At 70.6% G+C, this 12,426-nt stretch carries 12 protein-coding genes; 10 read left to right on the plus strand and 2 right to left on the minus strand.

What is annotated here, in order from left to right; genetic code table 11:
- The first annotated feature begins 100 nt into the window (after positions 1 to 100).
- From ACFWBF_RS35860 to ACFWBF_RS35900, 9 genes are all read left to right on the plus strand, one after another.
- Positions 101 to 1,207 (plus strand): M14 family metallopeptidase, encoded by a 1,107-nt coding sequence (locus ACFWBF_RS35860; protein ID WP_385609036.1) that lies wholly within the window; start codon positions 101 to 103, stop codon positions 1,205 to 1,207.
- A 78-nt stretch (positions 1,208 to 1,285) separates the two neighbouring features.
- The gene (locus ACFWBF_RS35865) at positions 1,286 to 2,635 is read left to right on the plus strand and encodes an MFS transporter (protein ID WP_385609037.1); all 1,350 of its coding nucleotides are present in this window, start codon (positions 1,286 to 1,288) and stop codon (positions 2,633 to 2,635) included.
- Between the two features lie 38 nt (positions 2,636 to 2,673).
- Positions 2,674 to 3,912, plus strand: coding sequence for an ATP-grasp domain-containing protein (locus ACFWBF_RS35870; RefSeq protein ID WP_385609038.1), 1,239 nt, complete (start codon positions 2,674 to 2,676; stop codon positions 3,910 to 3,912).
- A 181-nt stretch (positions 3,913 to 4,093) separates the two neighbouring features.
- On the plus strand, positions 4,094 to 5,404 hold the full coding sequence (locus ACFWBF_RS35875; RefSeq protein ID WP_385609039.1) for a hydroxyacid-oxoacid transhydrogenase: 1,311 nt from the start codon (positions 4,094 to 4,096) through the stop codon (positions 5,402 to 5,404).
- Positions 5,405 to 5,448: 44 nt separating this feature from the next.
- Positions 5,449 to 6,906 (plus strand): aldehyde dehydrogenase family protein, encoded by a 1,458-nt coding sequence (locus ACFWBF_RS35880; protein WP_385609040.1) that lies wholly within the window; start codon positions 5,449 to 5,451, stop codon positions 6,904 to 6,906.
- A gap of 95 nt (positions 6,907 to 7,001) precedes the next feature.
- Positions 7,002 to 7,463, plus strand: coding sequence for a response regulator transcription factor (locus ACFWBF_RS35885; RefSeq protein WP_385609041.1), 462 nt, complete (start codon positions 7,002 to 7,004; stop codon positions 7,461 to 7,463).
- Between the two features lie 147 nt (positions 7,464 to 7,610).
- The gene (locus ACFWBF_RS35890; protein WP_385609042.1) at positions 7,611 to 8,570 is read left to right on the plus strand and encodes a GlxA family transcriptional regulator; all 960 of its coding nucleotides are present in this window, start codon (positions 7,611 to 7,613) and stop codon (positions 8,568 to 8,570) included.
- Between the two features lie 46 nt (positions 8,571 to 8,616).
- Positions 8,617 to 9,666, plus strand: coding sequence for an aspartate-semialdehyde dehydrogenase (locus ACFWBF_RS35895; protein WP_385609043.1), 1,050 nt, complete (start codon positions 8,617 to 8,619; stop codon positions 9,664 to 9,666).
- Positions 9,654 to 10,856 (plus strand): hypothetical protein, encoded by a 1,203-nt coding sequence (locus ACFWBF_RS35900; RefSeq protein WP_385609044.1) that lies wholly within the window; start codon positions 9,654 to 9,656, stop codon positions 10,854 to 10,856. Before ACFWBF_RS35895 ends, ACFWBF_RS35900 begins: the two co-directional genes overlap by 13 nt.
- A gap of 46 nt (positions 10,857 to 10,902) precedes the next feature.
- Here ACFWBF_RS35900 and ACFWBF_RS35905 read toward each other — a convergent pair whose 3' ends face one another.
- Complete coding sequence (locus ACFWBF_RS35905) at positions 10,903 to 11,277, minus strand: hypothetical protein (RefSeq protein WP_385609045.1); 375 nt, start codon at positions 11,275 to 11,277, stop codon at positions 10,903 to 10,905.
- Entirely contained in the window at positions 11,274 to 11,453 is a 180-nt protein-coding gene (locus tag ACFWBF_RS35910; RefSeq protein WP_385609046.1) for a hypothetical protein, read from the minus strand. The genes ACFWBF_RS35905 and ACFWBF_RS35910 overlap by 4 nt, the downstream gene beginning before the upstream one ends.
- A 105-nt stretch (positions 11,454 to 11,558) precedes the next feature.
- Between ACFWBF_RS35910 and ACFWBF_RS35915 the strand changes: the two genes are divergently transcribed.
- Positions 11,559 to 12,194 (plus strand): TetR family transcriptional regulator, encoded by a 636-nt coding sequence (locus tag ACFWBF_RS35915; protein WP_385609047.1) that lies wholly within the window; start codon positions 11,559 to 11,561, stop codon positions 12,192 to 12,194.
- Positions 12,195 to 12,426: the final 232 nt, after the last annotated feature.

Genomic DNA, 12,426 nt, shown 5'->3' on the forward strand with positions numbered 1-12,426 from the left:
GCCCCCCCCCGCCCGCCGGGGCCCGCCCCCGGCGCCCCCCCCGCCCCGCCCCCCCCGGCCCCGTTGCCCGTACCGGAACTCCAGGAACGCGGAGAAAGCCATGGCAGACGCCTTTCCCTCCGACTACTCGCAGGCCCGCGCCGACTTCCTGCGTGCCGCCGAAGCGGCGGGTGCGCGGCTGAGGACGTACGGGCTCGCGGGGCACCGGGGGCCCGACGGCGGTGAGCTCGGCGTCGACACCGCCTACCTGGGCCCCGCCGATCCGGAGAAGCTGCTGGTGACGGTCTCCGGAACGCACGGCATCGAGGGCTTTTGCGGCTCCGCCTGCCAGACCGGGATCCTGCTGCGGGAAGGGGTGGCGCGGGAGGCCGGGCCGAGGACCGGCGTGCTGCTCGTGCACGCCCTCAATCCGTACGGCTTCGCGTACCTGCGGCGCGTCAACGAGGACAACGTCGACCTCAACCGGAACTTCGTCGACCACGACGCCCCGCCGCACAACGACGCGTACGACGCGGTCCACGCGACGCTGGTGCCGCCGGACTCCGCCGCCTTCTCCCCGCGCGACCTGGTGGCCGACCTCACGGCCCTCCGCGACCGGCTCGGCCCGCAGACCCTGCAGGAGGCCGTGACCCGGGGCCAGTACCGGCACCCCGACGGTCTGTTCTACGGCGGTCGGCGGCCCACCTGGTCCCGGCGGGTGTTCCAGACGGTGGTGGCCGGGCAGATCGCCGGCGCCGCGCACGTCGCCTACATCGACCTGCACACGGGACTCGGTGAGCGCGGTGTGGGCGAGCCCATTTTCCGCGGCGGCCGTGACGCCCACGCCCATGAGCGGGCGCGGCGCTGGTACGGGGACGCGCTCACCGCCTCGGAGCTGGGCACCTCCTCGTCCACGCCCATCGTGGGCAACACCGCGACCGCGGTGGCCGACGGCCTCGGGCCCTCCGGCCGGCTGACGGCCATCACCCTGGAGTTCGGCACCCAGCCGGGTCCCGAGGTGCTGCTCGCGCTGTGTGCGGACGCCTGGCTGCACCGGCACCACGCACCGGCCGAAGCGGTCCGCTCCGAACTCAAGCAGCTGATCCGCGCCGCTTTCTGTCCAGCGGACGACGCCACGTGGCGCGAGCAGGTCACCCGTCGGGCGCGCGAGGTCTTCGGCCAGGCCCTCGCCGGACTCGCGGACGCGAAGCCGGGGGAAAACGGATGACGGCGCGTGGCAGGAAATCGTGGACGGACGTCAGTCTGGCCACTGTCGCCCAGACCTGCCCCGCCGCAGAGTGATCCCATGGCAAGCAGCGATTCTCCCTCTGCAGTGGACGAGACGGGGCCGGAGCCCGTGCACGTCGGCATCAAGACGGTCTGGCGGGAGTCACCGGCATCAGTGAAGTCCCTGCTCGCCGGCACAGCGGTGAACAGACTCGGCGGCTTCATCCAGGTCTTCATGGTGCTGTACATGACGCAGCGCGGGTTCACCGACACCCAGGCCGGCATCGCACTGGGCGTCTACGGCGCGGGGACCGTGCTGGGGGTGCTGACCGGCGGCTGGATGTCCGACCGGATCGGTCCGCGGCTGACCATCATGTCGACGCTGGTGAGCTCGGCCTTGCTGTTGCCCTCGGTCCTCTACCTGGAGAGTTACCCGGCGATCCTGGCGGTCATCGGCGTCGGCGGAGCCCTGAGCCAGGCGTACCGTCCCGCGTCCACGAGCATGATCAGTCAGCTCATCCCCGCCGAACGCCAGGTCATGATCTTCGCCATGGTCCGACTGGCGATCAACCTCGGCACGACGGCGGCCCCGCTGCTGGGCGCGGCCTTGGTCCAGGTGTCGTGGGACTTCCTCTTCTGGGGCGAGGCCCTGGCGATCCTGGTCTTCGCGACGGTGGCCGGAGTGACCCTGCCCCGCGCCCGGGCGAACGCGGCCGGGGAGAAGGGGGCGGCGGACGCCCCGGGGTCCGGCGCCGCCGTCCGCAAGCCGAGCTATCTCGCGGTGCTGGCCGACGGCCGTTACCTGTTGTTCCTGCTCGCGATGTTCGCGAGCTCCGTGATCTACATCCAGTACGTGTCGACCCTTCCGCTGACGGTCAAGCACCTCGGCCTGAGCACCGGTGTGTACGCGGCGATGGTCGCGCTGAACGGCGCTCTCGTCATCACGTGCGAGCTGCTGGTCGCCAAGGTGGTGCAGCGCTGGCCGGCCAGGATCGCGGTGATCGCCGGCGTGGCCCTCACCGGCATCGGGATGAGCCTGTACGCGCTGCCCTGGGGCATCGCCGCACTGGTGATCGCGACCCTCGTCTGGTCGCTCGGCGAGATCGTGGGCTATCCGACCCTCTTCTTCGCCTATCCGGCGCAGGCCGGACCGCCGGAGCTGCGCGGCCGCTACCTCGGCGCGTCCAACTCGCTGTACGGACTCGGTACCGCGGTGGGTCCGTTTCTCGGCGTCATGCTCTGGAACAAGTTCGGGGACGGTCTGTGGCTCGGGTGCGGGGCCGTCGGGCTGCTCGCGGTCAGCGCCGCCTGGCTGGGTGTGCGACCCACGGGCACCGCCGGTCAAAAGCCGCCGCGCACGGAGCCGGACGGCGGCGCGGGGTCCGGTGAAGGCCTCGGCACCGGCACGCAGGCCACCGTCGCCACGTGAGGCAGGCAGCGCCCACGCACTACTCAGGAGGAAAGAAAATGCCCCGCTACGCGATTCTCGTCGACCCCTACTCCGGCGCGGCCGAGTATGCGAACGCCTTCCGGGAGCGAGACGTCGAACCGGTGGCCGTGCTGAGCACGCCGGGTCCGCTGAACTCCTACCGCCGCACCTGGAACCCGGACGCCTTCTTCCGTACGCACCATCACGACGGGGACTTCAACGAGCTCGTGCGGATGGTGAAGGGCTACGACCCGGTCGCCATCGTCCCGGGCAACGAGTCCGCGGTCATGCTGGTCGACGCGCTGATCGAGGAACTGATGCCGGGCACGGGCAACGTGTTCGAACTGTCCGAAGCTCGCCGGGACAAATGGCCCATGGGCCAGGCGGTCGCGGCCGCCGGCATCCCGCATCTGCGCCAGATCGCCACCGCCGACCCCGAAGAGGTCGCCGCGTGGATCCGGGACAACGGCCTCGAGGGCCGGCCGCTGGTGCTCAAGCCCCGCCGCAGCGGGGGCACGGACGACGTGCACAAGGTCGGCGCGCGGGAGGACTGGCGGCCGTACTTCGACCGCCTCCTCGGCTCGGTCAACCGCTTCGACATCCGCAACGACACCGTTCTGGTGCAGGAGTTCGCCGAGGGGACGGAGTACATCGTCGACACGTACTCGGTCGACGGGAAGTTCGGTCTGGTGTCGGTCAGCCGTTACAGCAAGTCGGCCAAGAACGACAGGATCGGGATCTACGACGCGGTCGACTACCTGGCCCCGCAGGACCCGGTCGCCACGATGCTGGGCGAGTACACCCGGCAGGTGGCGCAGGCGGTGGGCATCCGTACCGGCTGCACGCACACGGAGGTCATGCTCACCGCCGACGGACCGCGGCTGATCGAGACGGCCGCGCGGCTGGCCGGAAGCTGCCTGCAGTACTCGGCGCGGCTGGCCACCGGGGACTGCCAGATCGACCGTACGGTCCGCCACCACCTCGACGGTACGTTCACGCCCGGGTACGAGATCGTGCAGCCGGTGCGCGTGGTGTGGTTGTCCAGCCCGCGCGAGGGAATTCTGCGCAACGCCGAGGCACTGGACGCAGTCCGGAAACTGCCCACCTTCCAGCGGCTGGGGCTGCCCTACCGCAACGGTGAGCAAGTGCCCTGCACGGAAGACCTGTTCACCAGCCTCGGCTGGGTCATTCTCGGCGGTCCGAGCCAGGAATCCGTTGACGCGGACACGGCCCGTGTCAAGGAAATCGAGGCACAGCTGACCGTGGAACCCGCCTGACAGGGGGCGGGGAAACGGGAGGGGCGGGGTGGAAATTCGGACACCCCGTCCCTTTTCTTATGGGGCGAGAGTCCTATGGTGGGGGGTGAATGCACCCGGCTAATGTGGCCCTCACCTGATCAAATTCGGCGCGCATATGCAACGTAATGTTGCCTGTCAGCTAAGAAGGCGAGGGCAGACGGTGGAGCCGGTTGCGTGGGTCGGCGAAAGTTCGCCAGAGCATGAAAGGATCATCGGCTGGCAGGCTCCACCGCTGAAATTCGGTGTCGGCGCCACCCGGGAGATCGGTTACGAACTGCGCAGGGCCGGCGTCCGGTCGGTCCTGCTGGTGACCGACCGCGTACTGGCCGGCCTCGGCCTGCCGGCCCGGGTCGCCAAGCTCATCGAGCAGGAGGGGATCGCGGTCTCGGTCTTCGACCGCGCACAGGTGGAGCCCACCGACGAGAGCTGCACCCAGGCCGCCCGCGAACTGGCGTCCCTGCGGGTGGACGGCTACGTCGGCCTGGGCGGCGGCAGCTCGATCGACACCGCCAAGATGCTGAACCTGCTGCTCACCTACCCCGGCCGGTCGGTACGCGACTACCTGAACGCGCCGATAGGCGCGGGAGCCAGGATCCCCGGCCCGCTGAAGCCGCTGGTGGCGGTGCCCACCACGGCCGGGAGCGGGAGCGAGTGCACCGCCATGGTCGCCCTCGGCGTCTCGGGCCTGAACGTGAAGACGGGCATCAGCGATCTGCGGCTGCTGCCGTCCCTGGCGCTGATCGATCCCGCCAACACCCTCACGCTGCCTGCGGCGGTCACCGCGTCCTCCGGGTACGACGTGCTGACGCACGCGTGCGAGTCGTACACCGCCCGCTCCTACGACCGCCGCCCTCCCTACCCCACTCCCGCGGACCGGCCGCTGTACGTCGGCGCCAACCCGATCAGCGACGTGTGGGTGGAGCAGGCGCTGAGGCTGGTCGGCCGCTACCTCAGGCGGGCCGTGCTCAATCCGGACGACCTGGAAGCCCGTATCGGAATGAGCCAGGCCGCGAGCTACGCCGGAATGGGTTTCGGCAACGCCGGAACCCATATTCCGCACGCGTGCGCCTATCCGATAGCCGGACTGGTCCGGGACTACCGGCCCGATGGATATGTGGTCGATCACGCGATGGTGCCGCACGGTGCCGCGGTGGTCTCCACCGCTCCCGCCGCATTCGAATTCACCTATCCGACGTCTCCGGAGCGCCACCTGCGCGCAGCCGAGCTGCTCGGCGCCAATCTCAACGGCGTGTCGGAGGCGCATGGCGCGGACGTACTTCCAGCCACTTTGCAGCAGCTGGTGGCGGACACCGGCGGTCCAGGCGGCCTTGATTCCTTCGGATATTCCGGCAAGGATCTGCCTGCACTTGTCGATGGTGCGCTCAAACAGCAGCGCCTGCTGGTGTGCTGCCCGCGCGACGTCGGCTCTCGTGATCTCGAGAGAATTCTCGGCGGTTCGATGACCGGCTGACGACAGGTGTTGCGGTTCCCCCACGCAAGGAGCTTGATGCCCCCGTGAGCGAAGCAGACTTACCCGAGTACACGGCCGTCATCGCGGGAAAAAAGGTTTCCGCGGTCGGGTGGATCGATGTGCTCGATCCGTCGAACGGCCGTCCGTTCGCGCGAGTGGCCCGCTGTGGCGAGGCCGAGGTCGCCGACGCCGTGGAGGCGGCCCGCCACACCTACGAGTCGGTGTGGCGGTTCGCCACGGTGGCGGAGCGCTCCGGGGTCTGCCGCCGGATCGCCGCGGTGATCCGCGCCGGACGCTCGGAACTGGCCAGACTGGAGACCCTCGACACCGGCAAGCCGCTCAGCCAGTCGCTGGTCGATGCCGACGTCGCCGCACGCTACTTCGACTTCTACGCCAGTGCCGTGGAGGCGCTGGGCGGTGAAACGATCCTGCATCAGGCGGACCGGTTCGCCTTCACCCTGCGGGAGCCGTACGGGGTGTGCGGGCACATCATCCCGTGGAACTACCCCCTGCAGATCGCCGCCAGGACCGTCGCACCCGCCCTGGCGGCCGGAAACTGCTGTGTGCTCAAGCCGGCCGAGGACGCCCCGTTGACCTCGCTCCGCCTGGGGGAGATGGTCTTGGAGGCAGGACTGCCGGCGGGCGCGCTGAACGTCGTGCCGGGTTACGGAGACGAGGCGGGTGCGGCGCTGTCCGCCCATCCCGACGTGGACCGACTCGCCTTCACCGGTTCGCGCGAGGTCGGCGAGGCCGTCATGTCGGCGGCCGCGAGGAACATCGTGCCGGTCACCCTGGAGCTCGGCGGCAAGTCGCCGCACATCGTCCTCCCCGACTTCGACGCCGCGCGAGCGGTACCGCTGATCGTCGACTCGATCACCGAGCACGCGGGGCAGAACTGTTCCGCCGGAAGCCGGCTGCTCGTCCACCGTTCGGTACACGAGGAGTTGGTGGCGGCCCTCGCGGACGCCTTCCGCGCCCTGCGCATAGGCCCGGGAATCGGCGATCCCGACATGGGACCGCTCATCTCCGCGAAACAGCGCGACCGGGTGCTCGGCTACATGGCCGAGGGCAGCAGGGACGCAGTGGTCCGCGCCGGCGGCGCAGTGCCCGAGGGCGAGCTCTACGCCGAGGGGTTCTACGTGGAACCCACGATCCTGGACCACGTGACACCGCAGCACCGGGTGTTCAACGAGGAGATCTTCGGTCCTGTCCTGTGCGTATCGGTCTTCGACGCGCTGGACGAGGCGGTCGAGCTCGCGGAGCACACCACCTACGGCCTCGCCGCCGGGGTCTGGACGTCGGACGTGACCACCGCTCACTGGCTCGCCCAGCGGCTGCGGGTGGGGCAGGTGTTCGTGAACAACTACAGCGCGGCCGGCGGCGTGGAGCTTCCCTTCGGGGGTTACAAACGCTCGGGCATTGGCGTGGAGAAGGGCCTGGAGGCGCTGCGTGAATACACGCGGTGCAAGACGGTGGCCGTGCACACGCAGCGTCCCGCATGACCCGTTCGCCCCATTGGCATTCATCCGCAGAACATTCTGGAACTCATTGAAAAGAGCGGTTCGGTTATCACGTCTGCATTAAGGGAGTGCACCTGATGGCACGTGTTGTGCAGAGGCGAGTCGAGGAGTTGAGCGGCAAGAGGTGCTGCGAATTGTGCGGTGCGCCACCGAAGCCGGTCAGGGCTCTCGCCGAGGCGGTCGACAAGATGCACAAGGCCCTCGGCGAGGTGCAGGACGCACTGGAAGCCCAGGAACAGATGATCGAGGACTTGCGTACGGACACCGGCGACGAACAGCAGGCGGACGTCGCCCCCTCCCCTCCCCCCACGGCTCCGGCATGCCGGGAGCCGCTCTCCCTCCTTACGGCGCGCGAGCGCGAGGTCCTGGTCCTCGTCTCCCAGGGGAAGTCGAACCGGCGGGTGGCCAGCTCGCTCGGGATATCGGAAAAGACCGTGCGCAACCATTTGTCCGCCGTCTTTTCGAAGGTGGGCGCATCCGATCGCACACAAGCCGTCGTCATGGGAATCCGCAGCGGTATCGTCTCCATCGGCGACTGATGCGGCGGTGAGGCGGCTCCCTCCCGGGACTCAGGTGGACAACTCCGGAACACTGCCGGATCCATGCCGTCATTGTGCGGGAGCTTTTGGCCACCTGACAGTGGTGGGACTGTCAGAACACCACGAATCCCTGCCACATTGGATCCCATGCTGAAGAACGTAGCCGCAGTGCTACTCGACAACGTCCACCCCTTCGAGTTGGGCGTGGTATGCGAAGTGTTCGGGATCGACCGCCAGGAGGAGGGGCTGCCCGCCTACGACTTCGCGCTCGTCGCCGCGGAATCCGCATCCGTGCGAGCGGTCCCCGGATTCACCATCAGCACGCCGTACGGCCTCGACCGGCTCGCGGACGCGGATCTCATCGCCATCCCCGTGGGCGACGACTTCCACACCAGGGACTTCCCGCCGGACCTCCTGGAAGCCCTGCGCCAGGCCGTGGCGCGCGGTGCCCGGGTGCTCAGCGTCTGTGTCGGGGCCTTCGTCCTGGGGGCCGCCGGGCTGCTCGACGGGCGGCGCTGCACCACGCACTGGCGGTACGCCGACGCGCTCGCCGAACGCTACCCGAAGGCGGAGGTCGAGCCGGGCGTGCTGTACGTCGACGAGGATCCGGTCTTCACCTCGGCCGGCACCTCCGCGGGGATCGACGCCGCCCTGCACCTGGTGCGCAAGCTCCAGGGCAGTGACGTGGCCAACGCCATCGCCCGGCGCATGGTCGTGCCCCCGCACCGGGACGGCGGCCAGGCCCAGTACATCGAAAGGCCGGTGGCGGAGTTCCGCGAGGACGGGGTGCGCGACGTACTGGCCTGGGCCGAGGCGCACCTGGACCAGGAGATCAGCGTCGAGCAGCTTTCGGCCCTGGCGTGCATGTCGCCGCGCACGTTCGCCCGTCGCTTCCGCATGGAGACCGGCACCACCCCGTACCGCTGGCTGCTGGCGCAGCGGGTGCTGAGCGCCCAGCGGCTCCTCGAGAACACGGACGAGACGATGGAGGCGGTGGCCGCCCGCACGGGGTTCCCCAACGCGGCGGCCTTGCGCCACCAGTTCGTGCGCTCGCTCAACACCACCCCGAACGCCTATCGCCGCGCGTTCCGGGGCTCTCTCACCTGACAGACACACACCGGGCGTCCGCCCGGGCTCGGACAGGAGGACGGGAATGCTGCGAATCGCGATTGTCGGCGCCACCGGCGCCGTGGGCAGGGAGTGCCTGGCCCTGCTCGACAGCGGGATCGTGCCGGTGGAGCGGGTGATACCGGTCGGCTCGGCGCGCAGCGTCGGCCGGGACGTGGGCGCCGAGTTCGCGCTGTCCCTGCCCATGGCCCCGGTGGTCACCGTCGGGGATCTCGACCCGCGGGGTCTGGACGTGGCCGTCTTCTGCGCGGGCGCGGACGTGAGCAGCCGGGAGGCGGAGCGCCTGGCCGCGGCCGGCGTGCTCGTCGTCGACAACAGCTCCGCGTTCCGGATGCGACCGGACGTCCCGCTCGTCGTACCGCAGGTCAACCCCGGCGCCCTCGCTGAGCGGCCGGCCTCCGGCCTCGTGGCGAACCCGAACTGCTCGACCATCCAACTGGTCCGCGCCCTTCAGCCGTTGCACGAACTGGCCACGCTGGAGAGCGTCGTGGTGGCGACCTACCAGGCGGCGTCGGGAGGTGGTCTGCGCGGGCTGGAGGAACTGGCCGAGGGCTCACGCAGGGTGCTGGAGGACCCCGGGGCGCCTGACGAGCCGGGCGGGCGGTTCGGGCAGCCGCTGCCCTTCAGCCTCGTGCCCGAAATCGGTCTTCAGGACGACTCCGGACTCACCCACGAGGAACGCAAGCTCGTCCGTGAACCGCGCAAGATCCTCGGCCTGCCCGGGCTGCGGGTGAGCGCCACGGCGGTGCGGGTTCCGGTCTTCCACTGTCACTCCGAGGCGGTGCACGTCACGCTGCGCGAGCCGGTCACGGCCCCGGCCGTCGAGAAGGCGCTGGCGTCCACCCCGGGGCTCCGGGTCTACACCCGGTCGGACAGCCCCTCGTACCCGATGCCGCGCTCCGTCTTTGCCCGGCCCGAGGACCGGGCGCTGGTCCACGTCGGCCGCATCCGGGTCGAGCCGCAGGACCCGCGGGCCGTGGCGGTGTGGGTCGTCGCCGACAACTTGTGGGTGGGGGCGGCGCTCAACGCCCTGCAGATCGTCGAACTCGCCGTCAAGGAAGGGTGGTTGGGTTGACCGGCGCCGGGCCGGACCAGGGTCCGCTGGTGATGAAGTTCGGCGGATCCGCGTTCGCGGACCTGGACGGCTACACACGGGTCGCCCGGTACACGGCCCGTCGGGCCGCTGACGAGAAGCGCCCGGTCGTCGTGGTGGTGAGTGCGATGTCCGGTACCACCGGCAGACTCCAGCAGACCCTCGACATCGTGGCCGACGACCCGCCCGCACCGGTCGCCGCCATGCTGTTGACCAGCGGGGAGACGGTGAGCGTGGCCCTGCTCGCGGCTGCTCTCGACGCCGCGGGCGTGCCCGCGCTGCCGCTGTCCGCGGCCGGCACCGGGCTGGTGGGCGAGGGGCCCGCCGACCGGGCGCGGCTGATCCGGACCGATCCCGCGGTGCTGCTGTCGGGTCTGGCGCACTGCCCGGTCCTGGTCGTACCGGGTGGGCAGGCGGTCGACGCGGCCGGCCGGACCGTCATGCTGGGCCGCAACAGCTCCGACCTCTCGGCGGCGGCGATGGCCGCGGCGTTGGGCGCCGGTACCTGCGTCCTGTTCTCCGACGTGCCCGGAGTGTGCACCGCGGACCCGTATCTGGTGCCGGCCGCGCGGACACTTCCCGAGATCAGTTACGAGGGTGTGCGGCGGATGGCGCGCCACGGTGCCAAGGTCGTCCACGAGAGCGCCCTGGACTGGGCGGAGCGCGCGCACGTGCGGCTGCACTGCCGCCCCTTCCCGTGGACCGCCGGGGGCGAGGACGGGACCGTGGTGGGCGAGGGCCCCGAGGCTGCCGCGGTCGTCGCGCACAAGAGCAGCGACGTCTGGCGCTTCCGGTCCGGGCGGGAGCGCCGGGCGGCGGCGCGAGGGCTGTCGGCGGACGGCGTGCGGAGCACGGTGTTCGACTCGCCGAGCGGCACCTACCTGGTGGTGCAGGCCGGGATCCGGGGGACCGCGCACCACCTCGGCGCCGCGCGGCGGCACGACGACCTGTGCCTGATCACATCGGTGCGCGCGGACGGCCGGGCCGAGCACGTCCTGGTCTCCCGGGCGGACGCCGACACCGAGGCCCGCCGGTCCCACGCCCGGCTCTACCCGGACCCGGTGAGCGCCCCCGAACCGGCCGCACCGGCGCCGGTCAAGGTCCGTTCCCCGCACAGCGACGTCCTGTTCGGCTCCCGGGCGGTCCGGGCGCGGGGTGACGGCGCGCACTGAGCGCCCTGCGGACCGCGCGTTGGCGCCGGTGCCGGCCGGGCGGCCGTCAGCCGAGGCTCCAAGACCAGGTGTCGTCCGCACTGACCAGGCAGGCCAGGACGACGAGGTCGGCGATCCCGAGGGCCAGCCCGAGGCGGGCGCGGCCGGGGCGGGTCGTCCCGCGGACCAGGGCGAGGCCGGCGAGGACGATCGCGATCGGTCCGAGCACGAGGTTCATCGCCAGGAGTCCCACCAGACCGGACAGGAAGGAGATGACGGCCATGGTGTCGGCGTCGCGGACCGGCGTGCGCCGGTCGTCGGAGGCGTTGTCCGGGCCGGTGGAGCGAGGCCCAGGGGTGGGGTCGCCGGAGCGAGGCCCTGTGGTGGGGCTGGTGGGGCTGGTGGGGCGGTGCTCCTGGACGGCGGGCCGGTGCGCGGTCATGAGGAACCTCCCTGGCGACCGGCGCGGTGGTGCCGCCCGGTCCGTTCCCGTACGGCGAAGACCATGAGCCAGGCGGTGATCGCGGCCGTCGCGACGAGCGTGACCGTCGTCGGAACGTGGGCCACGGTTCCCAGCAGGATCCCCATGAGCATGAAAGCCGCTACGAGGAAGAGCATCGTGCTTCCTCCTTCAGATTCCTGGATTCGGTGACAGTTGTTCACTGACTACCCAGTCTAAATCATGGCATGCGGCTCCCGCAGGTTCGGGGTTTACTTTCCGTCATGAACCAGACTGTCGGGCCCCGCCAGGCCCAACGCCTCCGCACCCGCCGGGCCTTGCTGGACGCCGCGCTCTCGCTCCTGGAGGAGCAGAACCTGGGCAGCCTCGGCCTGCGGGAGGTGACCCGCGCGGCGGGAGTGGCGACGACGGCCTTCTATCGGCACTTCCCGGACGTCGAGGAACTGGGGATCGCCCTGGTCGACGAGGCGCTGGAGAACCTGCAGGAGGGCATCTCCTCGATCTTCGACAGCTCCGGAATCGCGGCACAACGCATCGACCAGGCAGTGGACTTGATGGCCGGACTCGTCCGCGCTTACCCCGCGCACCTCCGTTTCATCGTCCGGGAACGGCACGGAGGCGTGCGCCGGGTGCGCGAAGCGGTCGCCGGCCGGCTGGACGGCTTCGCCCGGGGCATGGCCGAAAACCTCGCCGCCGACCCGCTCGGCGCCGGCTGGAGCCCCGCGGACCTGCTGATGCTCGCCCGCCTCTACGTCGACCACATGGTGATGACGGCGTCCGCCTACCTGGCGGCGGCCCTGGAGGGCAACGCGTGGGCCGACGTCACGGACACCGCGCGGCGCCAGCTTCGGCTGATCCACGCGGGACGGCTCAACTGGGCGGGCGCCCACGGCGCGTGAGGCGCCCGTCATACCGGCGCATGCGCGCCGGCCGGGGGCCACTGGGGCGGAGACGGTTTGGCAGTGCGCTGTCGTGCCAACTCCTGGGCACAGGGAGAAAAGTCGGTCGGCCGGGCCGGTCGTAGTTTTCGGGTGTGCCGAGCTGCGAAACGCGGACGGCACGCTACCGACTGCTCCGAAAGGATTCCCAATGAAGTTGTCAAGCCCGCGCGGTGACTCGCTGTGAGCGTGT

The organism is Streptomyces sp. NPDC060028 (genome assembly GCF_042736725.1).
Lineage (GTDB): Bacteria > Actinomycetota > Actinomycetes > Streptomycetales > Streptomycetaceae > Streptomyces.

Coding starts and splice junctions, on each gene's coding strand:
- ACFWBF_RS35860 (WP_385609036.1), top strand. CDS start 101: ATGGCAGACGCCTTTCCCTCCGACTACTCGCAGGCCCGCGCCGACTTC.
- ACFWBF_RS35865 (WP_385609037.1), top strand. CDS start 1,286: ATGGCAAGCAGCGATTCTCCCTCTGCAGTGGACGAGACGGGGCCGGAG.
- ACFWBF_RS35870 (WP_385609038.1), top strand. CDS start 2,674: ATGCCCCGCTACGCGATTCTCGTCGACCCCTACTCCGGCGCGGCCGAG.
- ACFWBF_RS35885 (WP_385609041.1), top strand. CDS start 7,002: ATGGCACGTGTTGTGCAGAGGCGAGTCGAGGAGTTGAGCGGCAAGAGG.
- ACFWBF_RS35890 (WP_385609042.1), top strand. CDS start 7,611: ATGCTGAAGAACGTAGCCGCAGTGCTACTCGACAACGTCCACCCCTTC.
- ACFWBF_RS35895 (WP_385609043.1), top strand. CDS start 8,617: ATGCTGCGAATCGCGATTGTCGGCGCCACCGGCGCCGTGGGCAGGGAG.
- ACFWBF_RS35905 (WP_385609045.1), bottom strand. CDS start 11,277: ATGACCGCGCACCGGCCCGCCGTCCAGGAGCACCGCCCCACCAGCCCC.
- ACFWBF_RS35910 (WP_385609046.1), bottom strand. CDS start 11,453: ATGCTCTTCCTCGTAGCGGCTTTCATGCTCATGGGGATCCTGCTGGGA.
- ACFWBF_RS35915 (WP_385609047.1), top strand. CDS start 11,559: ATGAACCAGACTGTCGGGCCCCGCCAGGCCCAACGCCTCCGCACCCGC.